The organism is Ochrobactrum sp. C6C9 (assembly GCF_022627935.1).
GTDB lineage: Bacteria > Pseudomonadota > Alphaproteobacteria > Rhizobiales > Rhizobiaceae > Brucella > Brucella teleogrylli.
In genome coordinates, this window is sequence record NZ_JABXGB010000006.1 from 91093 (window position 1) to 117453 (window position 26361).

A 26361-nucleotide genomic window follows, 5' to 3' on the forward strand; every position below is an offset into this window, starting at 1 on the left:
AATGGCCAAGGGAATAGAAATACGCGAAGCGCATTTTCCGGGGCGCGCGCCCATTGATGCTTATGGCGATGGTGGTTTTCGTTTCGCCGAAATGTCGCATCGCGGTTCGATCCTGTGTCTGCCCTCCGGTATTCATGGCTGGAAGCCTGCAATGCCGCCGGTGCTTTCGCGGGCCGATCTGGAGCTGATTCTGGAGCAGGCTTCGGATATTGAAATTCTGCTGGTTGGAACCGGAATGGATCTGCGGCGTATTCCAGAAGACGTACGCGCGGTTTTGCGCGAGCATCGCATTTCATCCGATCCGATGAGCACAGGTGCTGCCGTGCGGACCTATAATGTGCTGCTGGCGGAAGATCGCGCGGTTGCGGCGGCGCTTATTGCAGTAGAATAACGATCATGAACCAGAATGAGGCACATTGCCTGGCGCTTCTTCGTGAGGCTGACCGGGACCGTTATCTGTCGGTGCTCTATGCGCCGGAGGATAAACGCGGCGGGCTGGCTGCGCTCTATGCCTTCAATGCGGAAGTGGCGCGCATTCGCGATCTTGTTCATGAGCCGCTGCCGGGCGAAGTACGTCTGCAATGGTGGCGCGATCTGATCAATGGCGAGGCGAGGGGCAGCGCTGAGGCACATCCCGTTGCCGCTGCTCTGGTCGAAACAATCGACAAATACGAGCTTCCGCGCTCCGCTTTCGACAATTATTGCGAGGCGCGTATCTTCGATCTCTATGACGATCCGATGCCAAGCCGTAACGATCTGGAAGGCTATTGCGGTGAGACCGCTTCGGCAATCATTCAGTTAGCCGGCTTTATTCTGGATCGTGACGCCGCGCAGGCGCACAGCGAAACCGCCGGTCACGCGGGTGTTGCGCAGGCGACGACAGGCCTGCTGCGCCTTTTGCCGATTCATCGCCGTCGCGGCCAGCTCTATGTTCCCGCCGACATGCTGGCATCGGTCGGCGTAACGCGCGAAGCATTTTTTGCCAACGACGATCCGTCGGCCTGTGAGCGCGTGGCCAGCGTCATGCTGGCACTGGCGCGGGAACATCTGGCGATTTTCGATAAGGCAAGGGCGACATTGCCAAAAAGCCTTGCACCGGCATTTTTGCCGATGGCCATCGTGCCAGCTTATCTGAAAGCGATTGAACGCCTTGGCGGCAGAGCGGCACAACGGACAGCCGATATTTCGGCTATCCGTAAGCAGTGGCTGATGCTTCGCGCCAATTTCTGACCGTCAGGCCAGCTGTTCCAGCCATGTGCGGAAATCTGCAAGCGCGCGGGCGGAAAGCGCACGCTTCTTGGCGATGGTCTTTTCCTTGCCACGCAGACGCTTGCCTTCTTCCTTCGGCACTTCGACCGGCGGAAACAGACCGAAATTGACATTCATCGGCTGGAACGACCGCTTGCCAGGCTCGGCATCGTCAGCGACGATATGGCCGCCGGTGATATGCCCAAGCAGTGCGCCAAAGGCGGTTGTCGGCGGTGGCGGGACGGCAGCATTGCCCAGTCGCTCCGCAGCGGTGAACCGACCGGCAAGAAGGCCGATGGCCGATGATTCGACATAGCCCTCGCAACCCGTCACCTGGCCGGCAAAGCGCAGTGTCGGACGCGACTTCAGGCGCAGCACGCTGTCGAGCAGCACGGGGGAGTTCAGGTAGGTGTTACGATGCAAACCGCCGAGGCGCGCGAATTCGGCATTTTCCAGTCCGGGAATCATCTTGAAGATGCCGGTCTGTGAGCCGTATTTCAGCTTCGTCTGGAAACCGACCATGTTGTAGAGCGTGCCAAGCGCATTGTCCTGACGCAGTTGCACAACCGCATAGGCCTTGACGGTCGGGTTATGCGCATTGGTCAGGCCCATAGGCTTCATCGGGCCGTGGCGCAGCGTTTCGGGTCCGCGTTCCGCCATGACTTCAATCGGCAGACAGCCATCGAAATAGGGCGTGCCTTCCCATTCCTTGAATTCCGTCTTGTCGCCTTCGACAAGCGCAGCCACGAACGCCTCATACTGCTCCTTATCCATGGGGCAGTTGATATAATCCTTGCCGGTGCCGCCGGGGCCGACCTTGTCGTAGCGCGACTGGAACCAGCAGACATCCATATTGATCGAATCGAAATGCACGATGGGCGCAATCGCGTCGAAAAAGGCGAGTGCATCGGCATCCGTTTCCGCGGCAATGGCCTCGGCCAAAGACGGCGCGGTCAGCGGGCCGGTGGCAACGATGGTCGTGCCCCATTCTTCCGGCGGCAGGCCGGTGACTTCCTCGCGCTTGATGGTAATCAGCGGATGAGCCTCAAGCTTTTCGGTTACGGCTTGCGCAAATCCCTCGCGGTCCACAGCAAGCGCGCCGCCCGCCGGAACCTGATGTGCATCGGCGCAGGCCATGATGAGCGAGCCTGCAAGGCGCATTTCCGCATGCAGCACGCCGACAGCATTGGTTTCGGCATCGTCGGAGCGGAATGAATTGGAGCAGACGAGTTCGGCCAGCTGTTCGGTCTTGTGCGCATCAGTGCCGCGCACGGGACGCATTTCATGCAGCACGACAGGAACGCCTGCCTGCGCAATCTGCCAGGCGGCTTCGGAGCCAGCGAGACCGCCGCCAACGACGTGAATGGGGGTGAGATCGGATGTGTTTGTCATGGTCCTTCCCATATCGCCTTTGCTGGCGGCCATCAATGGGCGAGCAAGGTCCAGAAAAACAAATGGCATCCGTCGCGGGAGGAGGTGCGACGGATGCCATATGGAAAGACCGGATTGGGAGGAGGAGAACCGGTCTCGTTGTCGCTAAGCCTGGGAGGAGGATGGCTTGGCGACAAACCAGGGCTGGTGGGAGGAGGATCCAGTCCTGGTGGTATTCACAGCGCGAAACTTCAATCTGAAATTTTCATCGAAAGGCGTTCAGCGTAGTGCAATCGTCGCGAACAGCTTTTCGGCCTTCAGCTTGATGCTTAGCGAGCCTTGCTCTGACGAGCGACGTAAGGGATGTCGGCGCGGGAGATGCCGAGATCGTTCAGTTCGCGAGTCGAAAGCTGGTTCAGTTCGCTGACGGTTTCACGGTAACGGCGCCAGTTGTTGTAAGAGCGAAACAGGTTCATGATCTTAATCCTTCAATGTGCGATGCTATCGCTTGGGTTCAATTCATCTCTTTTGTTGCCCATGATATAAGCTATTGTTTTTGCAAGTTGCAGAGCCGACTTTGCATAGCTGCCTTGCGGTTCCTGCACGACGCTTTAAATCGATTGGACTGTTCCGGCACAAAATTGCCGCAATGCGATTTGATCGGGTGGTTTGCTGGTTGCGAAGTTTCTTATATGTTCTCAACCGGTTGCGGTTGCGACCGCCATCTCAGTTCGTTGACCCGGGAGTCATTTTGTCTTTTTCAATCTCAGTGGAGCGCCTGGTTGAGCGCTGGCAGCAGGAAGGGCTGATCGATGCGGTTACCGCGTCGCGCCTGAATGCGGATCTTGAAAAACGAGCAACGGGTTTCAGCTTGGGTGCGGTGCTCGCCACGCTTGGCGGTCTGCTTCTGGGCGCAGCCGTCATCATGCTGGTTGCCGCCAACTGGCAGGATATGCCGCGCCTGATGCGGATCGGGATGGTGCTTGCACTTATCTGGATCGGCTATCTCGGCGGCGCATGGCGACAGGCGAGGGGCGACAAGGTGTTCTCGTCCGCTCTTTATGTCGTCGGTGCCGCATCCTTCGGCGCAGGTATCGCGCTTGTCGGGCAGATGTATCACGTGTCCGGCGATGTTCATTCCGCCGCCGTCTACTGGACCCTGGGCGTGCTTGCGTCAGCCTTCCTGGTGCGTGCACCGGTTCTGGCTGCATTCGGTGCAGGCGTTGCGTGTTTTTATCTTTCGACATTCGTGTTTGACGGCACATCGGCTGACAATGGTGAGCTGGCCTATCGCTGGATCGGTCCGCTTCTGTTGCTGGTCGGCGTCGGTGCAGCACTCCTCACGCGTTCGCGCCATGCCGCCCATCTCTGGGCCCTGTTCGCAATCGGCTGGGCCTTGCTGCTTTACATTCAGAATGAAAACGACGTGATCCTGTGCCTCATGATTGCGGTCGGCATCGCGTTGATGCTGGCGGATGCATTCGCACATGACACGATGGAGCGGCTCACCCGCTTCGCGCAGCCGCTGGCTTCCTACGGGCTGATGCTGGCCCTGCTGTCGCTTGGCATTCTGCAGCTCAATCATATGTTCTCTTCGTCAGGCGGCTCTGCCTCGCTCGATCAGGATGTTCTTTATAGTATGCTGATCCTCGGCCTATCGATTGGCGCTATCGCCCTGTGTGGTCGCGACAATGGCGGACTGCGCTCCATCGCCTATGCGACGTTTTCGTTTCAGGTGCTTTATCTGGCATTCACGACCGTGGGCACGATGATCGGTACGTCGGGCTTCTTCTTGACCGCAGGCGTCCTCGTGCTGCTGCTGGCGGCCTTTGTCCGCCGGATGGAACGGCGGTTCGGTAAAAAACGCGAAGCGGGGAGCCAGTCATGAGCAAGAAGTGGCTTTATATAGGCGCTGCCGTCTCCGCCTTGCTGCAGAGCGGCATTCTTTATGCGGGCATCGAACAGCGCGCATCCATATTGCGTTCAGGCCATGAAATCGTGTTGCAGACCGAGCCGGTCGATCCGCGCGATCTGATGCGCGGCGATTACGTCATCCTCGGCTACGCAATTTCCAGTGTCATGGGCAAGGATGTGCAGGGTAAACCCACGGGCGAACCACGAACGGTCTATGTGGCGCTAAAGCCGGATGCAGAAAAGCTATGGCATTTCTCGCGGGCGGCGCTCAGCCCGTTCACCGATCTGGCGCCGGATGAAGTGCAGATTCGCGGCCAGTCGACTTATCCGGTTTTGGGCTATCCGGATCAGACAATCCGCCTCAATTTCGGCATCGAACGCTATTATGTTCCTGAAGGGCAGGGTCGCGATATCGAGATCGGGCAACGTGAAAGCCGGATTTCCGTTGTCGTTGCTGTCGATGACAGCGGTACTGCGGTCATCAAGGCTTTGTGGGACGAAGGGCGGCAACTCTATGAAGAACCGCTCTATTGATCGGTTTTCCAGCGGTTTCGCCACTCTTATATTACCGCGTCAAGCTGAAGTTTATCTCAGGCTTGGCATGCGCGGAATGATCGCTATATAGAGGGGCAGAGTGCCGGAAGTGTTTCGTCTTGCCAAACCCGGAAAATCTATACCGGGAAGGCGGCTTTTTTCCTTTGAACCGGGAAAATTGGATGATATAGAGACGCGCGCTTTCGAGGGCAGTTCAAGATCTGAGACGAATTTGGTGCGTTCTTAAAGAATGCGCTTCGGTTCAGAAGCGGATATGGCGAAATTGGTAGACGCACCAGATTTAGGTTCTGGCGGGAGACCGTGGGGGTTCGAGTCCCTCTATCCGCACCAACTGCCATAAGGCCAAAGAATTTCTCTCCCGCGTCTTGAGGCAAAATGCCGGAAACGGCGGGACAATGACAAGAAGTGAAGGTTTGAACATGCAGGTTACCGAAACGCTCAATGAAGGGCTGAAGCGCGAGATTAAAGTCGTGGTTCCGGCCGGGGATCTCGAAGCCAAGCTCGTTGAGCGGCTCGATACTGCGCGCGGCCGAGCCAAGATCAATGGTTTCCGTCCGGGCAAGGTGCCTGCTGGCCATCTGCGCAAGATGTATGGCCGTTCGTTCATGGCTGAAATCGTCAACGAAATCCTCAGCGATTCGTCGCGTTCGGTTCTCGCAGACCGTAACGAAAAGTCGGCTACCCAGCCTGAAGTCATCATGTCGGAAGACGAAAAAGAAGCCGAAAAGGTTCTCGACGGCAAGGCCGATTTCGTTTTCTCGCTGAACTACGAAGTTCTGCCGGCAATCGAAGTCAAGGATTTCTCCAAGATCGCCGTGACCCGTGAAGTCGTCGACATCACCGATGAGGAAGTCGATGAGCAGGTCAAGCGTATCGCTTCGTCGACCCGCACTTTCGAGACCAAGAAGGGCAAGGCCGAAAACGAAGATCGCGTCACGATCGACTATCTCGGCAAGCTTGATGGCGAGCCGTTTGACGGCGGCGCCGACAACGACGCACAGCTGGTTCTCGGTTCGGGTCAGTTCATTCCGGGCTTCGAAGAACAGCTCGTTGGCGTCAAGGCTGGCGACGAAAAGGTCATCAATGTGACCTTCCCGGCTGAATACGGTGCAGCGCATCTCGCAGGCAAGGAAGCCACCTTCGACATCAAGGTCAAGGAAGTTGCCAAGCCGAACGAACTCGAACTCAACGACGAAACCGCGACGAAGCTCGGCATCGAGTCGCTGGAGCGTCTGCGTCAGGTTGTTCGCGAACAGATCGAAAGCCAGTACGGCCAGATCACCCGCCAGAAGGTAAAGCGCCAGATTCTCGACGCTCTGGACGGCGATTATCAGTTCGAAACCCCGCAGAAGCTGGTTGACGCTGAATTCAACAACATCTGGCAGCAGATCAACTTCGACCTGCAGCAGGCTGGCCGTACCTTCGAAGACGAAGAAACCACGGAAGAAGCTGCTCGCGAAGAATACCGCAAGCTCGCTGAACGCCGCGTTCGTCTCGGCCTCGTTCTCTCCGAAATCGGTGAGAAGGCTGGCGTAGAAGTGTCGGAAGAAGAACTGCAGCGCGCCGTTTATGACCAGGTTCGTCGCTATCCGGGCCAGGAAAAGGAAATCTACGACTTCCTGCGCAAGACGCCGGATGCCGTGGCTAACCTCCGCGCCCCGATCTTCGAAGAAAAGGTCGTCGATCATCTGCTCGCCAACATCAACGTGACCGACAAGAAGGTCTCGAAGGAAGAGCTGACGGCTGAAGACGAAGACGGTTCGGAAGCAAAGCTTGCAAAGAAGGCTGCACCGAAGAAGAAGGCCGCTCCTAAGAAGAAGGCCGACGAAGACAAGTCCGAAGAGGCTTAATCTTTTCTATCTAGCGAATTTGGAAAAGGCCGCGCATTGCGCGGCCTTTTCCGTTTCAACCCACGGATAAACGGCTGAAAAGCTTGCATCCATGGGGGCTTTGCTCTAGCCAGTAATCAATCCGTTTTTAGCTCAATCAGAATATTTGCGAGCCAGCATGTCCCTTATTGATACGCGCATACCGGAACCGAAACGCTTCATCTCCGGCGCCACCGGCGACTGGGAAGTCGTCATCGGCATGGAAGTCCATGCGCAGGTCACGTCCGAGTCGAAGCTGTTCTCCGGCGCTTCCACGTCGTTTGGTGCCGATCCGAACGCCAATGTGTCTCTGGTGGATGCCGCCATGCCGGGCATGCTGCCGGTCATCAATCTGGAATGCGTCAAGCAGGCCGTCCGCACGGGCATCGGTCTCAATGCCCAGATCAATCTGAAGTCGGTGTTTGACCGTAAGAACTACTTCTATCCCGATCTGCCGCAGGGCTATCAGATTTCGCAGTTCAAGCAGCCGATTGTCGGCGAGGGCAAGATCATGATTTCGGTCGGCCCCGACAATAAAGGTCAGTTCGAAGATGTGGAGATCGGCATCGAGCGTTTGCATCTGGAGCAGGACGCGGGCAAGTCGATGCACGATCAGCATCCGACCATGTCCTATGTCGATCTGAACCGCTCTGGCGTGGCGCTGATGGAAATCGTCTCCAAGCCGGACCTGCGCTCGTCGGATGAAGCACGCGCCTACCTCACCAAGCTGCGCACGATCGTCCGCTATCTCGGCACCTGCGACGGCAATATGGACGAAGGCTCCATGCGCGCCGACGTCAATGTTTCCGTGCGTCGTCCGGGTGGCGAATTCGGCACACGTTGCGAAATCAAGAACGTCAACTCGATCCGCTTCGTTGGTCAGGCCATCGAATATGAGGCCCGCCGTCAGATCGCCATTCTGGAAGATGGCGGCTCCATCGATCAGGAAACGCGCCTGTTTGATCCCGTGAAGGGCGAGACCCGTTCGATGCGCTCCAAGGAAGAAGCGCACGACTATCGCTATTTCCCAGACCCTGATCTGCTGCCGCTCGAATTCGATCAGGCTTTTGTCGATGCGCTCGCCGCCGATTTGCCGGAACTGCCGGATGAAAAGAAGCAGCGTCTGGTCGAAAAGCAGGGCATTTCGATCTACGACGCCTCCATCCTGGTCACGGAAAAGGCGATTGCCGACTATTACGAATCTGTCGCTGCCGGTCGCGACGGCAAGGCTGCGGCCAACTGGGTCATCAACGATCTGCTCGGCGCGCTCAACAAGGCGGGCAAGAGCATCGAGGAATCGCCGGTCAGCCCGGAACAGCTCGGCGCGGTGATCGATCTCATCAAGGACGGCACGATTTCCGGTAAGATCGCCAAGGATCTGTTCGAAATCGTCTGGAACGAAGGCGGAGACCCGAAGAAGCTCGTTGAAGAACGCGGCATGAAGCAGGTCACCGACACCGGGGCGATTGAAAAGGCTGTTGACGATATCATTGCGGCCAACCCGGACAAGGTCGAACAGGCCAAGGCCAAGCCGACGCTTGCCGGCTGGTTTGTGGGACAGGTCATGAGGGCGACGGGCGGCAAGGCCAACCCGCAGGCTGTTAATGATCTGGTTAAGGCCAAGCTCGGGATCGAAGAGTAATGTGGGTTCGAAGCGCCACCGAGGCCGATCTGAAGGCAGTGCACGAACTGCTGGTATCGACCTGGCACGCGACTTTCGACCACATTTTGGGCCGGGAAATGGTCAACGCCGTCACCGGCCAGTGGCATAGCGTTGCGGCGCTGAAAGCCAATCTGCGCAAGCCTTATTCGGAATTCATCGTCGCCGATAACGGCGAGGGTGGCATTGATGGTATGGCCTTCGCCAGCCAGTCCGAGGAAGGCAAGGCATCGCTGCACCAGCTTTATGTGCGCCCCGACGTGCAGGTTCAGGGCGTCGGCACGATGCTGCTTGCGGAAATCGAAATGGCTTTCCCGGATGTGCGCACAATCAAGCTCGAAGTCATCGAGAAGAATGCCAAGGCGGTGAAGTTCTACGAACGCAAGGGCTATGTCACGGTCGGGCGCAACGAAGATTGGGGCGATCCGAATTGCAAGGAACCCGTTCTCGTGATGGAAAAGTCGCTCGAAGGCTGGAGCGTGTGACGCTCTTCATACTCTTGTGACAGCGGCAACTTGACCCTTGCCTTGACCGGGCGATAGGGCCATAAGCAAGAATAAAGCGGCAGTTTCGGCTGTCTGCGAGATGATGGATCTGGAAAAGGCCATGATGAAATTTCTTACGCAAGTCTTCACCTGGTGGAATGGCCAGACGCTCGGCACCCGCCTTCATACGTGGCGCAAGGGCGAGCGCGTCGGTGAGGACGAGTTCGGCAATATCTATTATCAGGGTGGCAAGGACTCCGAAGGTCGCACGCGCCGCTGGGTCATTTTCAATGGCTATGCGGAAGCGAGTGCAATTCCTGCGGGCTGGCACGGCTGGATGCATCATCGTGTCGATACGCCGCCCAGCAAGGAAGACTACAAGCCGCGCGACTGGCAGAAGCCGCATTTGCAGAACCTGACCGGCTCCCCGCTCGCCTATCGTCCGAAGGGCTCGATTGCGCGTCCGGGTACGGAACCGGCCGAGCGTCCGCGTGTGACGGGCGAATATGACGCCTGGACGCCGGGTAATTAAGACTGACAAAGTTTACGATCCGGCGTGATTTTCACGCCGGATTTTCTTATTTGCCGTCGCCTTGCTTGTTTTTTCACTTAAAAAGCCGGGATAGACAGGCGACGAGGGTGTGATCGTGGCATTGCAACTTGCAGCGGAGCAACGAATCGTCACATTTCATGCCTAGGAATTATTCCAGTTTATTCGACAAACTTTGATGCGGGTTTCCGTTTTGACGAAGCATTCCCCCGGCACGGCTGGCAACGGAAAGAACAGAATCAAGAAGGCTGCATATGTGGCCCTGATTTCGCTTTTTACCGCTGTTGGCAGCTTGCACGCTGCTCAGGCAGAACGCATTTCCAATCCGGTCGCGGAGTTTTCGGGGCTGGATAAGATCACAGGCCGCATTACGACTTTTGACGTCTATATCAATGAGACGGTTCAATTCGGCGCGCTTCAGGTGACGCCGAAGGTTTGCTATTCGCGCACCGAGAATGAAGCGCCGCGGACCGACAGTTTTGTCGAGGTTGAGGAAATTACGCTGGATCGCAAAATTCGCCGTATCTTCACCGGCTGGATGTTCGCAGACAGTCCCGGTCTCAACGCCGTTGAGCATCCGATCTATGACGTTTGGCTGAAAGACTGCAAGCAGAAGTCTGACGTTCCGGCACCGGCGGCAAAGCAGAACTGATCAAACCACCTTCCGACAGTTAGAAAAGGGCAATACCTTCGAGGGCTTGCTCGAGAATTTTCTCGTATTTCTTGCGGGGAACTTCGATTGCACCGAACCGCTCTAGATGCGGCGTGGTGAATTGGGTATCGAGCAACAGAAAACCCTGCTTGACCAGATGTTGCACCAGATAAGCAAGGCAGACCTTTGAAGCGTCACGCTTGCGTGTGAACATGCTCTCACCGAAAAATGCCCTCCCGAGCGTCACGCCATAAAGGCCGCCGACCAGCTTGCCCTCGTGCCATGCCTCGACTGTGTGGCAATGTCCGATTTCGAATAATTTGCCATAGGCTTCGCGGATTGGACCGTTGATCCATGTGCGCGCGCGTTCGCCGACCCCGCTGGCGCATCCATCTATGACGCCCTCGAAATCGCTATCCAGCCTGATATCGAAAATGCCCTGCCGAATGGTCTTTTGCAGGCTGCGGGGGATGTGGAAACCATCCAGCGGAATAACACCGCGTTTTTCAGGGCGTACCCAGAAGACCTCTGGATCATCCGCCTCTTCGGCCATCGGGAAAACCCCGGTGGCGTAAGCGCGCAGGAGCAATTCCGGTTCGATTGCATAGTCGTCCGGTTTTGCTCCTGCAGTCACTTATTTAAGCGCCTTCGTTCTCGGACTGGCTGGCCAGATATTTTTCCAGCCAGTGGATATCATAGGCACCATTGGCGATGTCCTGATTTCCAATCAGCTCCTGGAACAGGGGCAGGGTCGTCTTGACGCCATCCACCACGAATTCGTCCAGCGCACGACGCAGACGCATCATGCATTCGACGCGGTTGCGTCCGTGCACGATGAGCTTGCCGATGAGGCTGTCGTAATAAGGCGGAATGCGATAGCCGGAATAAACGCCGGAATCCACGCGGATGCCGAGGCCACCCGGCGTATGGTAGTGGGTGATGAGACCCGGCGATGGCGTGAAGGTGCGCGGGTCTTCGGCATTGATGCGGCATTCAATGGCATGGCCAGAGAAACGCACGTCCTTCTGCTTCACCGAAAGGCCGAGACCCGCAGCGACACGAATCTGCTCATGCACAAGATCGATGCCGGTGATGGCTTCCGTGACCGGATGCTCCACCTGCAGACGGGTGTTCATTTCGATGAAATAGAACTCGCCGTTTTCATAGAGGAACTCGATCGTGCCCGCACCACGATAGCCAAGCTCGGCAATGGCGTTGGCGCAGATCATGCCGATCTTGTCGCGCGCTTCCGAATTAAGAGCCGGGGAGTTGGCTTCTTCCCAGACCTTCTGGTGACGGCGCTGCAAGGAGCAGTCGCGTTCGCCCAGATGGATCGCGTTGCCCGCACCATCGCCCATGACCTGAACTTCGATGTGACGCGGCTTTTCGAGATATTTCTCGATATAGACGGCATCGTCACCGAAAGCGGCAGCAGCTTCTGAGCGCGCGGTTGCGAGCGCAACCGACAGGTCTTCCTCGGTGCGCGCCACTTTCATGCCGCGACCGCCACCACCGGCCGAAGCCTTGATGATGACCGGGAAGCCGATTTCTTTCGCCACGCGCGCAGCTTCAACATCGTCGGTGATGCCGCCATCGGAACCAGGAACGACCGGAATGCCAAGGCGCTTGGCTGTGCGCTTGGCTTCGATCTTGTCGCCCATGATGCGGATATGCGAGGCGGTGGGGCCGATGAAGGTGATGTTGTGTGCTTCGAGAATTTCCGCAAACTTTGCGTTTTCGGACAGGAAGCCGTAGCCCGGATGGATCGCGTCGGCGCCGGTGATCTCGCAAGCAGCAACGATCTGGTGAATGTTCAGATAGCTGTCGCGAGAGGGCGGCGGTCCGATACAAACACTTTCATCCGCCAGACGGACATGCATCGCGTCGGCATCTGCCGTGGAGTGAACGGCGACCGTCTTGATGCCCAGTTCCTTACAGGCTCTGAGCACGCGAAGAGCGATTTCGCCACGATTGGCTATGAGGATCTTTTGAAACATGCGCTTGCTGCCAGTTCCCGTTTCGTGAAGTGAAGACACGTCAAACAATGGTTGAGCGACGCTTATTCGATCACGACGAGCGGTTCGCCGAATTCAACCGGCTGGGCGTCATCAATCAAAATGGCCTTGACCGTACCGGCGCGCGGGGCGGGGATCTGGTTCATGGTCTTCATGGCTTCGATGATGAGGAGGGTCTGGCCTTCCTTCACCTGTGTGCCGACTTCGATAAAGTTGCGGGCGCCCGGTGCCGGAGCTAGGTAGGCGGTGCCAACCATCGGCGAAGGAACGGCATTCTTTGCCAGTTCAGCCTTGGTCGGCTCGGCGGCTGCCGGAGCGGCGGCAGGCACTGCAACAGCAGCCGGTGCTGCGGCCGGATAAACGGTCGCTGCGGCCTGAACCGTTACATTGCGCGAAACGCGGATGCGCAGATCGCCATGTTCGATTTCGATATCCGTGAGGTCGGTATCGTTGAGGATATCCGCCAGATCGCGGATGGTTTCTTTGTCGATGACAGTGTTTTTGCTGGACATATCAGGCCCCTTTTACGCTTTGCCCGTTGTGTTCTTGTTCTTTGGCAATTGCCGCGAGCGCGCGTAGGCCGAGCAGATACCCTTCCGCGCCAAAGCCGCAAATGACGCCTTTGGCGACTGCGGATACATAAGAGTGGTGCCGGAAGGCCTCACGCGTATGAATGTTCGAAAGATGCACTTCCACAACCGTGACCTTTGCAGAGCGGATCGCGTCGTGAATGGCAATTGAAGTGTGGCTGTAGGCCGCCGGATTGATCAGGACATAGGCGTCTTTCTCGCCCGCTTCCTGAATCCAAGTGACCAGATCGCCTTCATAATTGGATTGGCGGAAATCAACGTCGAGATCGAGAGAACCGGCTTCGCGCTTGCAAGCCTCTTCAATGTCGGCCAGCGTCGCAACGCCATAAATCCCCGGTTCACGCTTTCCCAGAAGATTGAGATTGGGACCGTTTAGAACAAAAACCGTCTTTGCCATTGTGTCCGCGCCAAATCCTTTGCAACCGATATCGTGTTACCACGAAAATTTAGTAACACTTCGCTTTCCATATAGAGAGCTTGGATGCAAGCCGAAACCCTATAATTCAGTGCAGATGTCCTGCCTGACCGGTTTTTCCCGCTATTCTTTGCGAGATGCACCGGCATTGCGGCATATTTGCTTTAATCGCCGGTTATCACCGAGTTTTGATAAGTGTGTACCCGAAACGCCTGTCAGGGAAAGCGTATCGGGCACAGCTGTCAGTTTTACTTCTTGGCGGCGGTACGTGCTGCGGCGATTCTCTCCACCAGACCATCGACACCGATAGCGCCCGGCACCAGCTCGCTGCCGATGATATAGGACGGCGTGCCGGTGATGTTGAGCTGCGTTGCCAATTGATAGGTATCCTGGAAAGCGCCGGTGATCGCCGGGTCTTTCATCTTTTCGCGCAGTGCGGTTTCATCGGCGCCAAGTTTGACGGCATCGGCAATCGCGGATGCCTCGGTCGCGCGCTCCTGTGCGCCCAGCAAAACGCCGTGGAATTCAGCATATTTTTCCGGCATCAGCGCCTTGAAGGCCTGCGCAACAATATGCGCCTTCACCGAATCTGGGCCGAGGATTGGAAATTCCTTCATGACGAAACGAACATTCGGATCGTTTTTCAGGATGGCCTGCATGTCGGGCAGTGCGCGTTTGCAATAGCCGCAATTGTAATCGAAGAACTCATAGACGGTGACGTCGCCGTTCGGATTGCCGAAAACTGCGTCATGCTCGGGGTGGTAAAGTGCGCTCTGGTTGGCAGCCAGCACCTTCTTGACCTGCTCTTGCGCGTCATGCGCCTGCTTGGTTTCCAGCGCGCTCTGCACTTCCAGCATCAGTTCTGGGTTCTTGAGAAGATAGTTGCGCACCACATTTTCAATGGCTTGCTGGTTAAGCGGTGCCTCAGCCGTTGCTGCCGCTGCTGCTGGGGCGACGGGCGCAGCCGAATGGCGCGACAGACCCGCACCATAGCCGAGAGCCAGCGCTGCCAGACCGACAATGCCGCTTGCCAGCGTGATGGAAACTGCGTTCTTCATCTTCAAATTCCAATCCGTTTAAAAATACGCCCTGCCAGGAGGACTATGTCGGGCGTTATTTGCTTTTCTTCGTATTGATAATGTCCTGCGCACGCAACCAGTCCGGCGAGCCGGATTTCAGCTGCTTCTGTGCGCGGATTGCGAATATTTGGGCATCCTGAAGTTTGCCCGCATAGAAGTTCATGTCGGCGGTTGCGAGGTCTGCAAGGCCCATATTGCCCTGCTGGCCATAGGCCTGCGCGAGATATCCATAGCCGCCCGGAAACTCGGGATCGGAAGCAATGCCCGCTTTGATCTCCTTGATTGCGGTTGGCATGTTCGCCTTTGTGCCCGTCAGCATGAGTGCCCGTCCGTAGCTCATGCGCAGCAGCGGAGACTTGCGTGGGTCGAGCGATACGGCGGTCTGGAAAGCCTTTGCTGCGCCGGCGGCATCATTCGCCTTGATGAGAACTTCGCCGCGCATTTCATAGAAATAAGGGTTCTTCGGCTGTTCCTTGATCAGCGCGTCGAATTTGGGCTGGGCGGAACGCGCAGCACCGTTCAGATAGGTGGTGATGGCGCTGCCATAGCGCGCCGGAAGCCCGCCGGGATTGCTGCGAAACATGCGTTGCAGCGCGCCCATATTGCCCGAATAGGCGGCAATCTTGGCGCGTGCCATGTCGTGACGCAATTGAAGCGCGGGTGAATCCGTTTTGTTGAAGTTGGGGCTCTTCTTGGCCAGTTCTTCCAGATTGGCGATACGTTCACGCGGAAGCGGGTGGCTGATGCGATACTGGTCGATCTGCGTGCCTGACAGGGAGAGGGCGGAGGCAAAACGCTGGAACGTGTCCAGCATTCCCTTGGACGACTGCCCGGTCGCATTGAGATAATTGACTGCCATACGGTCGGCGGTCATTTCCTCGGTACGCTGATAGCTGAGCAGGCTGCGCATCGCCGCCTCGGCGCTGCCAAGCGCGATGCCGCCGCCTGCACCGGCTGCAGACCCGCTGCCTGCTGCTGCGCCTGCAACGCCTGCGCCCACGCCGAGCAACATGCCGATCACCGCCATGGTCCGCGCCCGGCTCAACTGTTCCCGCAGGCGATCCTGATGCCCGCCCGCCAGATGACCCGCCTCATGCGCGATCACGCCGATGATTTCATTGGGCGTATCGGCCTGCATGATCGCGCCGGTATTGATGAAAATGCGCCGCCCATCGACAAAGGCGTTGAAGCTCGGCGAATTGACGAGGATGACGCGCACGCCACGGCTGGAAAGACCTGCAGCCTTCAGGATCGGCGCGGCATAATCTGAAACCAGTGCTTCGATTTCCGCGTCGCGCACGATCGGTACACCACGCGACTGGGCGGATGCAGGCATAACGCCCGTCACCGCCACGGCAAGTGCTGAAAGTGCGGCCACAGAACTGCGGACAAATCGTCCAAAGGATAAGGTTCCAGTCGGGAACGGCGCGATCAATGCTGCCATAATGCTCGTCGTCCTCCTCGTCATTTCATGCGAATCTCGCATCGGTTCATTCATCGTATCGGGAAACAAGTTCCGGTTCAGGACCTTATAGCCGTCTCAGCGCATTTTAAACGATATCTCGACAAGGCAGCATGATCTTAAAAGTCGGATATCGGGCGTGCAATCTCTGCCGACTTTGATATCCGGTCAATTCCGATATTGTTGCCATCAATCTGTAGACCCCAAAGCGCGTTATGACTGCGCTACCGGTGTCGTTTACAAGCATTCATCCAAGACAATGTACCCAATTTCCTAAAAGCGCTGTTGCTTTAGCAATCCGGCGTTTATACGGCGGTGATGTTGTGTTCTGTCCGTGCGGCGGCTCCAGCGGAGCGCCTGCAATGTTCTGGAGGTAAAGTTGATCAGTCTTTCTAGCCGCAGCGCGGTTGAGCCATTCCACGCCATGGATGTTCTGGCCGAAGCCAACCGCCGCCGCGCGGCAGGTCATCCGATCATTTCGATGGCGGTTGGCCAGCCCGCAGATCCGGCACCGCAAATCGTGCGGCAGGCCGCCGAACAGGCGTTGAAAGACGGGCGCATCGGCTATACCGACGCGCTGGGGCTGGTTGAACTGCGTGAAGCGATTGCCACGCATTATGCCGATCATTACGGCGTTTCCGTTTCGGCAGATCGAATAGCGGTTACGACCGGCTCTTCGGCGGCCTTCAATCTGGCTTTTGTCGTCTATTTCGATCCAGGCGACCGGGTGGCGATCACGCGCCCGGGCTATCCGGCTTACCGCAATATTCTGACAGCGCTTGGGCTGGAAGTGGTGGAAATCCCAACCGGCAATGGCACCTCGGCGGCTCTGACTGCTGAGGCATTGGCGGCTGCGCACGCCGAAAAGCCGTTGAAGGGCGTATTATTTGCAAGCCCGGCCAATCCAACAGGCGCAGTGATTGCCAAGCCTGAACTGAGGGCGATCATCGATACGGCCCGTTCGCTCGGCATTCGCGTGATTTCGGACGAAATTTATCACCGGCTTTCCTATGAAACCGACGATGTGACGGCGCTTGAAATCGCCGACGATGTCACGATCATCAATTCGTTCTCGAAATATTACTGCATGACGGGTTGGCGTATCGGCTGGATGGTTCTGCCGGAGGGCGATGTTCGCGCCATCGAACGGCTGAGCCAAAGCCTTTATATTTCCGCGCCAGAACTTTCGCAGCGCGCGGCCATCGAGGCTTTCCACGCCACTGCCGAACTGGAGCGCATCAAGGATCGCTATCGCCAGAACCGCGCCATCCTGCTGGAACACCTGCCGCAAATGGGGCTGAAACTCGCGGCACCGATGGACGGTGCATTCTACGCTTATTGCGACGTTTCACGCTTCACTAATGACAGCATGGAATTTGCGCGCAAGATGATTGCCGAGATCAACATCGCCGCAACGCCGGGCCGCGATTTCGACCCACTGGATGGCCACCGCACCATGCGCTTTTCCTATGCGGGAAAAGTCGAGGAAATGCAGGAAGCGGTTCGCCGTCTGGAAGATTGGCTTCCGCAACAGTCAGCCTGAAACCAAAGATGCAAAAAAACCGGCGTTTCCGCCGGTTTTTTTATTTCTGATGTTCGGGCAGAGCTTAAAAGAAACCCTTCTTCTGCCACCAGCCGCCACGCTTCGGCTTCTGTTCGTCACTCTCGCTCGATGTGACGACAGGCTCAACATTCTTGGCCGGTTCTTCGATCACAGCCACTTCGGTTTCGACTTCAACAGCCTCGGCAGCAGCTTCTTCAACCTCTACCGGCTTGGCAGCTGCTTTGCGGGTGCGGCGCTTCGGCTTTTCAGCTTCCACGGCTTCAGGCGCTTCTACGGCTTCCGGTGTGGCGTCGTCGGCCTTCTTGCGAGACCGGGTCTTCCGGGCTGGCTTGGCTGGCGCTTCTTCGACTTCTGCAGCAACCACCTCATCTGCGGCTTCCTCAGTCTTTGCAGACTTGCGGGCACGCGGCTTGCGGGCAGACTTGGCTGGCTTTTCGGCTTCAGCCGGCGCTTCGGCAGCTTCCGTTGCAACAGCAACCGCTTCCACAACCTCAACGATTTCGGCCTTGGCAGCGACGACTTCGGCTGCAGCAGCTTCAATAGCGGCCTCGGCCTTTACCGGCAGAACAGGCGTGTAGCCGACGAATTCCGGATCTGGAACCTTGCGACCGCGCACCTCGTCTTCACGACGGTTCTTGCGTCCGCCGCGACGGCCACGACGACGCTTCTTGCGACGATCATCTTCGCTCAAAGCGGCATCCGAACGCGGTTCAGAAGCTTCATCGCCTTCATCCGCATCGTCTTCGGCATCTTCGGAAGCAGCATTGTCCTGAGCGGTCTGCTCGCGGTTGTCGCGATCCTTGCCGCCACGACGGCGACGACGGCGACGACGCTTGCGGTCGCCTTCCTCGCTGCGCTCTTCCCGAGCCGGCGCTTCGGCCTTGACGTCTTCTTCTTCCTCGTCTTCCTCGACCGGAATTTCAGGATCTTCGATGTCGTCTTCGATATAGGCCATCGGCTGGACAGGAGGCTGTGTCACCGGACGGGTGGACGGCGCGCCCTTGTCGATCGCAAAATGCTGGTGACCGACGCTTTCATCGGCGTCGATGCTGATGGCGACGCCAAAGCGGCCTTCCAGATCGGCCAGCAACTGGCGCTTGTGGTTCAGCACATAAAGCGCCGAAGCCGCTGGCGTGCGAACATTGATGTCAAAGCCCGAATGACGCAGCAGATAATCTTCAATGCCGCGAATGATATGCAGCGCCATCGACGAGTCCGAGCGGACATGGCCGGTGCCGCCGCAATGCTGGCAAACCTGCATCGTGCTTTCCAGCACCGATGCCCGAATGCGCTGGCGCGACATTTCCAGAAGGCCGAAATGCGAGATGCGACCAACCTGAATGCGGGCGCGGTCGTCCTTCAGGCAGTCCTTCATCTTCTTTTCGACAGCGCGATTGTTGCGCTTTTCTTCCATGTCGATGAAGTCGACGACGATCAGGCCGGCAAGGTCGCGCAGGCGCAGCTGGCGCGCCACTTCTTCGGCTGCTTCCAGATTGGTCTGGAGCGCGGTGTCTTCGATGGAATGTTCGCGCGTCGAGCGACCGGAGTTGACGTCGATGGCAACCAGCGCTTCAGTCTGGTTGATGATCAGGTAACCACCCGATTTCAGCGTCACCTGCGGCAGCAGCATGCGGTCCAGCTGGGCTTCGACGCCATTGCGTGTGAAGATCGGCACCTGTTCGCGATAGGGCTGGACCACCTTGGCATGGCTCGGCATGAGCATGCGCATAAAGTCCTTGGCCTCGCGATAGCCGTTCTCGCCGGAAACGAGGATTTCTGTGATGTCCTTGTTATAAAGGTCGCGGATCGAGCGCTTGATCAGGCTGCCTTCTTCATAGACGAGGGACGGCGCCGTCGACTGCAAGGTCAGCGTACGGACATTTTCCCAAAGGCGCATCAGATATTCGTAGTCGCGCTTGACTTCCGCCTTGGTGCGATTGGCGCCAGCCGTACGCAGGATCACGCCCATGCCCTGCGGCACTTCGAGTTCCTTGACGATTTCCTTCAGTCGCTTGCGATCCTGCGGTTGGGTGATCTTGCGGGAAATGCCGCCGCCACGCGCAGTGTTCGGCATCAGCACCGAATAACGACCAGCCAGCGACAGATAGGTCGTGAGAGCAGCGCCCTTGTTGCCGCGCTCTTCCTTGACCACCTGCACCAGCAGAATCTGGCGGCGCTTGATGACTTCCTGAATGTTGTACTGGCGGCGATGGGTGCGGGTATGCGTCGGCAGTTCTTCCAGCGCATCTTCCGAACCGACCGATTCGACCATGTCTTCTTCATGCTCGACATCGTCTTCGTCGCCATTGTCGATGGCTTCCGAAATTACGTCGCCCTTATGCGACAGGGCGCTTGCAGGTGTGCCAGGCACATAATTCGCAAAACCGGGACCGACGGGCTCGGCTGCGGGCAGGCCGTTATCCGATGCGCTGGCCTGTGCCTTGTTCTGGTTGTCGCGGCCACCGCGGCGGCGATTGCGACGCGAGCGGTCATTCGACCGTTCACCCGAACGCTCGCCAGAGCGTTCGCTCTTGGCGCGTGGCTCGTCATCATCGTCGTCTTCGGCGCGCTGCGCCTTGGCTTCCGCTTCAAGCAGCGCCAGACGATCCGCGACCGGAATCTGGTAATAATCGGGATGGATTTCCGAGAAGGCGAGGAAACCGTGACGGTTGCCGCCATATTCCACAAATGCAGCCTGAAGCGAAGGTTCGACGCGCGTGACCCGCGCGAGGTAGATATTGCCTTTCAGCTGCTTCTTGTGTTCCGACTCGAAGTCGAATTCTTCAATCTTGTTACCGCGCGTAACAATGACGCGGGTTTCCTCCGGGTGGGAGGCATCGATGAGCATTTTGTTGGACATTAGTGTCTTTCCTACCGGCGCGAAGACGCAAAACACGTGCGCCGGAGGAAGCCCTGAAGGCTGCCGACCTAACCGTATTGCATCTGCCGGATGGTTCTGGGTTCGCCGGAACATAAGCTGCTGCCTTTACGCGCGACGGCCACGTGGCGATCACGGTCTTTAGGCTTGCGATGGTCAGTCTTACTAGACCCATAGCTGTTCCGAACGAAACGACCTCAATATATGACCCGGAGACCGGGCCGATTTCATTGCTCTTCTCGAGCGTTAAAGCGCCGTGCGTCTAACTGGACGCACAAGGACACCTTAAATTCTCAAATCCACGCACCGTTCTATCCTGAAGCCGGACCCGGCTTTAAGTTCGATGCGGTGGCGACAGCGCGTAACAATGCGCAATCGACCAATCAAAAGTGGAGGGCGGGGGAGCCACATCTCCACTGAATTCTGTTCCGGCCACCGGGACTGTGAGCGTATAAACCACTGTTCTCGCTCTCGTTCTCTCCGGTCATATTCGAAAACCGGCAAACGATTCTGACAGCTAACCCGTAACCTGCATTAGCTTTTATGGCGTCGGATGCATGATGACAAGTACGAATATCAGTTGACATTCGCATCGCAATTTCGTCGTAACCCGAATGTAGGTCATATTCGCGGCTCAATTGCGGCTGGAAAGCCTTCGTTAACCGTAGTTCTGTACGACAGTTTCATGAGTTGCGTGCAGCGGGTCGGGTGGACAGTTGCGCATTGAGGCGCACATAAAAGCGCTGGCATCGCTATTCGGTGCCACCAATTCAATATTATTCGATCGTGATGGCGAATGCATTTTCGAAACGGTGAAAAAGCAACGACAATCTCTGCAACTGCGCGGCAATGGCTGGCGCTTGCGGTCTTTCTCCTTGTGGGTCTTTTTCAGGTGGGCGCCGCTCTGGCCGCCGATCAGGCCGGACAGTCGCTGACGGCGCTCACTTTTCGCATGGCAGGCGATGATCTGCGCACCCGCATCGTCGTGATGTTCGACCGCGAGCCGGAACTGACGACGCGCCTTTTCGACAATCCCCATCGTCTGGTGATCGAGTTGCCCGAAACCCGTTTCGGGTTCGACGAAAAGAGCCTTGAAGCCAGAGGTCTGGTTTCCAATGTTCGTTACGGACTGGCGGGGAAGGGGCGTTCGCGCCTTATCCTGACCCTGCGTGGCCCCTTCAAGGTGGAAAATCTGCGCGTTTTGAAAAATGAAAGCGCGTCCGGTTATCGTCTTGTGGCGGATATGGTCGCAACGTCCGACCGGGAATTCACCGCACAACTGCAAGGACGTTCAGAAATCACGAGTTCGACCGAGCGCAAGGCTGCGCTTTCTGCTCAATCAGCCAAGATCGAGACCCGTCCGTTTACGGTGATGATCGATCCGGGCCATGGCGGCATCGACAGCGGTGCCGAAAGCCTGAGCGGTATCAAGGAAAAAGACCTGACGCTCGCCTTCGGTGTCGAATTGCGCGACCGTCTTGCGCAGGAAAAGAACATTCAGGTTCTGATGACACGGGACGACGATACTTATCTTCGCTTGTCCGAGCGCGTCCGCATCGCGCGCCAGCATGAGGCCGATCTGTTCATCTCCATCCATGCTGATACGATCAATCAGCAGGATATTCGCGGTGCCACGGTCTATACGATTTCCGACAAGGCGTCGGATGCGGTAGCGCGCGCCATGGCGGAACGTGAAAACAAATCCGACAATCTGGGAGGCACCGCGCCGGAAGAAGTGCCGGAAGTTGCCGATATTCTGCTCGATCTGACGCGCCGCGAGACCCATAGCTTCTCGCTGAGCTTTGCGGAAAAGGTGATCGCACAATTGCAGGGGCAGGTTAATCTCATCAACAATCCGCACCGTTTTGCCGGATTTCAGGTGCTGCGCGCCCCGGACGTGCCTTCTGTATTGATCGAAATCGGCTATCTGTCGAATGCAGAAGACGAAAAACTCATAAGCAACCCGGAATGGCGGAAAAAACTTGCTGACCGACTTGCTTTGGCAATCAAGTCGTTCGAAACGTTACGACGCCCGGCAATCGTAACAAAAGGTTGAGCACCAGCACGACGATGCATGCATGCAACAGTTTGTCGTATTTTTATTCCGGGACCGAGCCTAAAGATGTTAATTCTGTTAAAACGCATAAACGATCTTGCGTTTGACGCATTTGATGGTCACTAAGCCTGATACCATGAACCTTACGGGGCTCGTGGGTTGGCGGTTGGCGCATTGACGCTTATCATGGGCATAATCTGACGGCAGGATTCCGCAAATATGGTAAGGCTTATCGGTTATTTCTTCGGGATTGGTGCGGTGCTGATGCTTCTGGCAGCAGGCGGCGTTGCCCTTTACGTCGGAAGCCTTAGCAAAGATTTGCCCGATTATGAGGTGCTGGCGAAGTACGAGCCGCCGGTCATGACCCGCGTTCATGCATCGGACGGCAGCCTGATGGCGGAGTTCGCGCGCGAGCGTCGCATGTACTTGCCAATCCAGGCTGTGCCGAACCGGGTCAAGGCTGCGTTCATCTCCGCCGAAGACAAGACCTTCTACGAACATCATGGTCTCGATTTCGGTGGTCTGGCACGCGCCGTTATCACTAACGTCAAGAATATGGGCTCGGGTCGCCGCCCGATGGGCGCGTCGACCATCACGCAGCAGGTCGCGAAGAACTTCCTCCTGTCCTCGACCCAGACCTATGACCGCAAGATTCGTGAAGCGATTCTGGCCATGCGTATCGAGCAGGCCTATTCCAAGGATCGCATTCTCGAACTCTATCTGAATGAAATCTTCTTCGGCCTTGGCTCTTACGGTATCGCCAGCGCGGCACTGACCTATTTTGACAAGTCGGTCGGCGAACTGAACATCGCGGAGAGCGCGTATCTCGCAGCACTTCCGAAGGGCCCGAACAATTATCATCCCTTCCGCCAGCCAGCCCGCGCCATGGAACGTCGCAACTGGGTGATCGATCGTATGGCCGAAAACGGCTATATCACGACAGCTGAGGCGGAAGACGCGAAGAAGCAGCCGCTCGGCGTCACATCGCGCAGCGATATGCATTATGTCTTCGCATCGGAATATTTCACCGAGGAAGTGCGCCGCCAGATCATCCAGAAATATGGTGTCGACGCCCTGTATGAAGGCGGCCTGTCGGTCCGCACCACGCTGAATCCGACCTTGCAGGTCGAAGCACGCAATTCGCTGCAGTCTGCGCTTCTGCGCTATGACGAAGCACGCGGCTGGCGCGGGCCGTTGAAGAATGTCGATCTCGGCAATGATTGGGGCACCGCCTTCGGCGACATGCAGTCCTATTCGGATGTTCCGGAATGGCAGCTCGCCATTGTGCTGAATGTTTCCGCTGCCGGTGCCGATATCGGCCTCCAGCCGGAAGTCGAAGCGTCCGGATCGCGCAGCAAGGAGCGCAAGCGCGCCTTTATCACCGCCGACGACATGAAGTGGGCGATGCGCGTCACCAATATCGATGGCAAGCGCAGCAGTGCGAAGTCGCCGGAAGGTGTACTCAACACCGGCGACATCATCTATGTCTCGAAGGAAGGCAACGGCTATCGGCTTCAGCAGCCGCCGAAGCTTGAAGGCGCGCTCGTCGCCATGGACCCGCATACGGGCCGTGTGCTGGCAATGGTCGGCGGCTTCTCCTATGCGGAATCGGAATTCAACCGCGCCACACAGGCCTATCGCCAGCCGGGTTCGTCGTTCAAGCCGTTCGTCTACGCTGCGGCGCTCGACAATGGTTATACGCCTGCTTCCGTGGTTCTGGACGGTCCGCTGGAAGTCAATCAGGGCGGTACGCTCGGTGTCTGGGCGCCGAAGAACTATTCGGGCAAATTCGCCGGTCCGTCCACGCTACGCTACGGTATCGAGCAGTCGCGTAACGTCATGACCGTGCGTCTGGCACAGGACATGGGCATGAAGCTTGTCGCTGAATATGCCGAACGTTTCGGCGTTTACGACAAGATGCTGCCGGTTCTCTCCATGTCGCTCGGCGCGGGTGAAACCACCGTACTGCGCATGGTAACGGCCTATTCCGTCATCGCCAATGGTGGCCAGAGCATCACGCCGTCGATGATCGACCGTATTCAGGACCGTTACGGCAAGACCGTGTTCAAGCACGATGCGCGCCAGTGCGAAGGCTGCAATGCGCAGGATTGGGCCAATCAGGAAGAGCCGACCCTGATCGACAATCGCGATCAGGTGCTGGACCCGATGACGGCCTATCAGATCACATCGATGATGGAAGGCGTTGTTCAGCGCGGCACGGCGCAGATTCTGAAGAGCCTCGACCGTCCGCTGGCTGGCAAGACCGGCACGTCCAATGACGAAAAAGACGCATGGTTCGTCGGCTTCACGCCCGACCTCGTGGTCGGTGTATTTATGGGCTACGATACTCCGGAATCGCTCGGACGGGGCGGCACGGGCGGCGGTCTGGCTGCACCGGTGTTCAAATCCTTCATGGAGCAGGCGCTGGCTGGAACGCCCAAGGTGGACTTCCGCGTACCGGAAGGCATGACGCTGATTGCGATCAACCGCAAGACCGGTATGCGCACCAATGAGGGTGACCCGAATCTGATTATGGAAGCCTTTAAGCCGGGCACGGGACCATCCGACAGCTATTCGGTCATCGGTATGGATTCGTTCCGTGAAGGCGCGCCTGTCGCACCGCAATCGCCGCAAGCAACCCGTGCAATCAACTCCGGCTCGGGCGGACTTTACTGATCCGGTTACAGGGCTTTGGCCTTTACACAGCGTGGCCGCGTCACTATGGTCCGCGGCGCTTGGACAGGCTGTCCGACGCTGGAAATGACGAGCCGGGCTTTGCGTCCGGTTTGGTTTCCCATTGAAATAGGAATTACTGAAGGAACGATTTGCCCATGCGCGCGGAAATCGAGACGCTGGTTGACGAAATCAAGCAGGCCATAAGCCTGCTGAGGAGGCATCTTTGACTGGGATCAGGCGATAAAACGTCTCGGCTATCTCAATCAGAAGGCCGAAGATCCCACACTCTGGAATGATGCCCAGGAAGCCCAGAAGCTGATGCGTGAGCGCCAGCAGCTGGAAGACAGCATTAACGGTATCAATCAGCTTACCCAGACATTGAACGACAGCATCGAACTCATCGCCATGGGCGAGGAGGAAGGCGACAAGTCGATCATCGACGATGCGGAAAACACCGTCCGCGAACTCAAGGTCGAGATCGATCGCCGCCAGATCGACATGCTGCTGTCGGGCGAAGCCGATGCCAACGACACCTATGTCGAAGTGCATGCCGGCGCCGGTGGCACGGAAAGCCAGGACTGGGCGTCGATGCTGCTGCGCATGTATACGCGCTGGGCAGAACGCAACGGCCGCAAGGTCGAGGTGATGGAAGTGCACGATGGCGATGAAGCGGGCATCAAATCCGCGACCATTCTCGTCAAGGGGCACAATTCATACGGCATGATGAAGACCGAATCAGGCGTTCATCGTCTGGTCCGCATCTCGCCCTACGATTCCAATGCCCGCCGCCATACGTCCTTCGCCAGTATCTGGGTTTATCCGGTGATCGATGACAATATCGATGTGCAGGTGACGGAAGCAGACGTTCGCATTGATACCTATCGTGCATCGGGTGCCGGTGGTCAGCACGTCAACACGACGGACTCCGCAGTGCGTATCACGCATATCGCGAGCGGTATCGTGGTGCAGTGTCAGGCGGAACGTTCGCAGCACAAGAACCGTGAAAAAGCATGGTCGATGCTGCGCGCGCGTTTGTACGAGGAAGAGCTGAAAAAGCGCGAAGAAGCGACGGACGCAGCCAATGCCACCAAGACGGATATCGGCTGGGGGCATCAGATTCGTTCCTACGTTCTGCAGCCATACCAGTTGGTGAAGGATTTGCGCACCGGCGTGGAAAGCACCAATCCACAGGAAGTGCTGGATGGCGCGGTAACGCCTTTCATGGAAGCAGCGCTCGCACACCGCATTCAGGGTGGTGGCGAGATGATCGACGATATCGACTGATACCTGTTCGAAATCCGCGAATAACAAAAACCCGGCCTC

General features: G+C 57.3%; 22 protein-coding genes, 1 tRNA gene and 1 pseudogene. 15 read left to right on the plus strand and 9 right to left on the minus strand.

Annotation, left to right across the window (positions count from 1 at the left end):
• The first annotated feature begins 1 nt into the window (after window position 1).
• Both HWD97_RS06535 and HWD97_RS06540 read left to right on the plus strand, forming a co-directional pair.
• Window positions 2-391: an Mth938-like domain-containing protein gene (locus tag HWD97_RS06535; RefSeq protein WP_109368870.1), complete on the plus strand. Its 390-nt coding sequence runs from the start codon at window positions 2-4 to the stop codon at window positions 389-391.
• A gap of 5 nt (window positions 392-396) precedes the next feature.
• Complete coding sequence (locus HWD97_RS06540; RefSeq protein WP_109368871.1) at window positions 397-1230, plus strand: phytoene/squalene synthase family protein; 834 nt, start codon at window positions 397-399, stop codon at window positions 1228-1230.
• Between the two features lie 3 nt (window positions 1231-1233).
• Here the strand turns inward: HWD97_RS06540 and trmFO are convergent, their stop codons facing one another.
• Both trmFO and HWD97_RS06550 read right to left on the minus strand, forming a co-directional pair.
• Window positions 1234-2640 (minus strand): methylenetetrahydrofolate--tRNA-(uracil(54)-C(5))-methyltransferase (FADH(2)-oxidizing) TrmFO, encoded by a 1407-nt coding sequence (gene trmFO, locus HWD97_RS06545; RefSeq protein WP_109368872.1) that lies wholly within the window; start codon window positions 2638-2640, stop codon window positions 1234-1236.
• Between the two features lie 308 nt (window positions 2641-2948).
• A complete protein-coding gene (locus tag HWD97_RS06550; RefSeq protein WP_078338506.1) occupies window positions 2949-3095 on the minus strand; it encodes a DUF1127 domain-containing protein in 147 nt (48 codons plus the stop codon).
• A 275-nt stretch (window positions 3096-3370) separates the two neighbouring features.
• On the opposite strand from HWD97_RS06550, the gene HWD97_RS06555 reads away from it, so the two are divergent.
• The 8 genes from HWD97_RS06555 (at window position 3371) to HWD97_RS06590 (ending at window position 10303) form a co-directional block, all read left to right on the plus strand.
• A complete protein-coding gene (locus HWD97_RS06555) occupies window positions 3371-4507 on the plus strand; it encodes a DUF2157 domain-containing protein (protein ID WP_109368873.1) in 1137 nt (378 codons plus the stop codon).
• On the plus strand, window positions 4504-5067 hold the full coding sequence (locus HWD97_RS06560; protein ID WP_109368874.1) for a GDYXXLXY domain-containing protein: 564 nt from the start codon (window positions 4504-4506) through the stop codon (window positions 5065-5067). Before HWD97_RS06555 ends, HWD97_RS06560 begins: the two co-directional genes overlap by 4 nt.
• Window positions 5068-5335: 268 nt before the next feature.
• A tRNA-Leu gene (locus tag HWD97_RS06565) sits at window positions 5336-5418 on the plus strand.
• Window positions 5419-5507: 89 nt separating this feature from the next.
• Window positions 5508-6938: a trigger factor gene (tig, locus tag HWD97_RS06570; RefSeq protein WP_280176234.1), complete on the plus strand. Its 1431-nt coding sequence runs from the start codon at window positions 5508-5510 to the stop codon at window positions 6936-6938.
• Window positions 6939-7095: 157 nt separating this feature from the next.
• On the plus strand, window positions 7096-8598 hold the full coding sequence (gatB, locus tag HWD97_RS06575; RefSeq protein WP_109368876.1) for an Asp-tRNA(Asn)/Glu-tRNA(Gln) amidotransferase subunit GatB: 1503 nt from the start codon (window positions 7096-7098) through the stop codon (window positions 8596-8598).
• Window positions 8598-9101: a GNAT family N-acetyltransferase gene (locus tag HWD97_RS06580; protein WP_109368877.1), complete on the plus strand. Its 504-nt coding sequence runs from the start codon at window positions 8598-8600 to the stop codon at window positions 9099-9101. Before gatB ends, HWD97_RS06580 begins: the two co-directional genes overlap by 1 nt.
• Window positions 9102-9222: 121 nt before the next feature.
• The gene (locus HWD97_RS06585; protein WP_167836027.1) at window positions 9223-9633 is read left to right on the plus strand and encodes an NADH:ubiquinone oxidoreductase subunit NDUFA12; all 411 of its coding nucleotides are present in this window, start codon (window positions 9223-9225) and stop codon (window positions 9631-9633) included.
• Window positions 9634-9829: 196 nt separating this feature from the next.
• Complete coding sequence (locus HWD97_RS06590) at window positions 9830-10303, plus strand: DUF2155 domain-containing protein (protein WP_109368878.1); 474 nt, start codon at window positions 9830-9832, stop codon at window positions 10301-10303.
• Between the two features lie 19 nt (window positions 10304-10322).
• Here the strand turns inward: HWD97_RS06590 and aat are convergent, their stop codons facing one another.
• From aat to HWD97_RS06620, 6 genes are all read right to left on the minus strand, one after another.
• On the minus strand, window positions 10323-10892 hold the full coding sequence (gene aat, locus HWD97_RS06595; protein ID WP_109370214.1) for a leucyl/phenylalanyl-tRNA--protein transferase: 570 nt from the start codon (window positions 10890-10892) through the stop codon (window positions 10323-10325).
• Between the two features lie 49 nt (window positions 10893-10941).
• A complete protein-coding gene (accC, locus tag HWD97_RS06600) occupies window positions 10942-12300 on the minus strand; it encodes an acetyl-CoA carboxylase biotin carboxylase subunit (RefSeq protein ID WP_109368879.1) in 1359 nt (452 codons plus the stop codon).
• A gap of 62 nt (window positions 12301-12362) precedes the next feature.
• Window positions 12363-12830, minus strand: coding sequence for an acetyl-CoA carboxylase biotin carboxyl carrier protein (gene accB / locus HWD97_RS06605; protein WP_109368880.1), 468 nt, complete (start codon window positions 12828-12830; stop codon window positions 12363-12365).
• A 1-nt stretch (window position 12831) separates the two neighbouring features.
• Window positions 12832-13305 carry a type II 3-dehydroquinate dehydratase gene (gene aroQ / locus HWD97_RS06610; RefSeq protein ID WP_109368881.1) on the minus strand — a complete coding sequence of 158 codons (474 nt, stop codon included), beginning with the start codon at window positions 13303-13305 and terminating at the stop codon, window positions 12832-12834.
• 266 nt (window positions 13306-13571) lie between these two features.
• Window positions 13572-14381, minus strand: a complete 810-nt coding sequence (locus tag HWD97_RS06615; protein WP_109368882.1) for a DsbA family protein — start codon at window positions 14379-14381, stop codon at window positions 13572-13574.
• 55 nt (window positions 14382-14436) lie between these two features.
• The gene (locus tag HWD97_RS06620; protein WP_109368883.1) at window positions 14437-15846 is read right to left on the minus strand and encodes a M48 family metalloprotease; all 1410 of its coding nucleotides are present in this window, start codon (window positions 15844-15846) and stop codon (window positions 14437-14439) included.
• A gap of 397 nt (window positions 15847-16243) precedes the next feature.
• Here HWD97_RS06620 and HWD97_RS06625 point away from each other — a divergent pair, with 397 nt between their 5' ends.
• Window positions 16244-17407 (plus strand): pyridoxal phosphate-dependent aminotransferase, encoded by a 1164-nt coding sequence (locus HWD97_RS06625; protein ID WP_171317820.1) that lies wholly within the window; start codon window positions 16244-16246, stop codon window positions 17405-17407.
• A 64-nt stretch (window positions 17408-17471) separates the two neighbouring features.
• Here HWD97_RS06625 and HWD97_RS06630 read toward each other — a convergent pair whose 3' ends face one another.
• On the minus strand, window positions 17472-20288 hold the full coding sequence (locus HWD97_RS06630; RefSeq protein WP_171317821.1) for a ribonuclease E/G: 2817 nt from the start codon (window positions 20286-20288) through the stop codon (window positions 17472-17474).
• A gap of 2 nt (window positions 20289-20290) precedes the next feature.
• Between HWD97_RS06630 and HWD97_RS06635 the strand changes: the two are divergent.
• From HWD97_RS06635 to prfB, 4 genes and pseudogenes are all read left to right on the plus strand, one after another.
• Window positions 20291-20470: pseudogene (locus HWD97_RS06635) on the plus strand (hypothetical protein); the annotation flags it as partial.
• Window positions 20471-21102: 632 nt separating this feature from the next.
• Window positions 21103-22362: an N-acetylmuramoyl-L-alanine amidase gene (locus tag HWD97_RS06640; protein WP_124915991.1), complete on the plus strand. Its 1260-nt coding sequence runs from the start codon at window positions 21103-21105 to the stop codon at window positions 22360-22362.
• 219 nt (window positions 22363-22581) lie between these two features.
• Window positions 22582-25038 (plus strand): penicillin-binding protein 1A, encoded by a 2457-nt coding sequence (locus HWD97_RS06645; RefSeq protein ID WP_371834885.1) that lies wholly within the window; start codon window positions 22582-22584, stop codon window positions 25036-25038.
• 155 nt (window positions 25039-25193) lie between these two features.
• A protein-coding gene (gene prfB / locus HWD97_RS06650) for a peptide chain release factor 2 (protein ID WP_109368888.1) occupies window positions 25194-26322 on the plus strand; the annotation gives its coding sequence in 2 pieces (ribosomal slippage) (window positions 25194-25262 and window positions 25264-26322; 1128 coding nt in all).
• The last annotated feature ends 39 nt before the right edge of the window (window positions 26323-26361 follow it).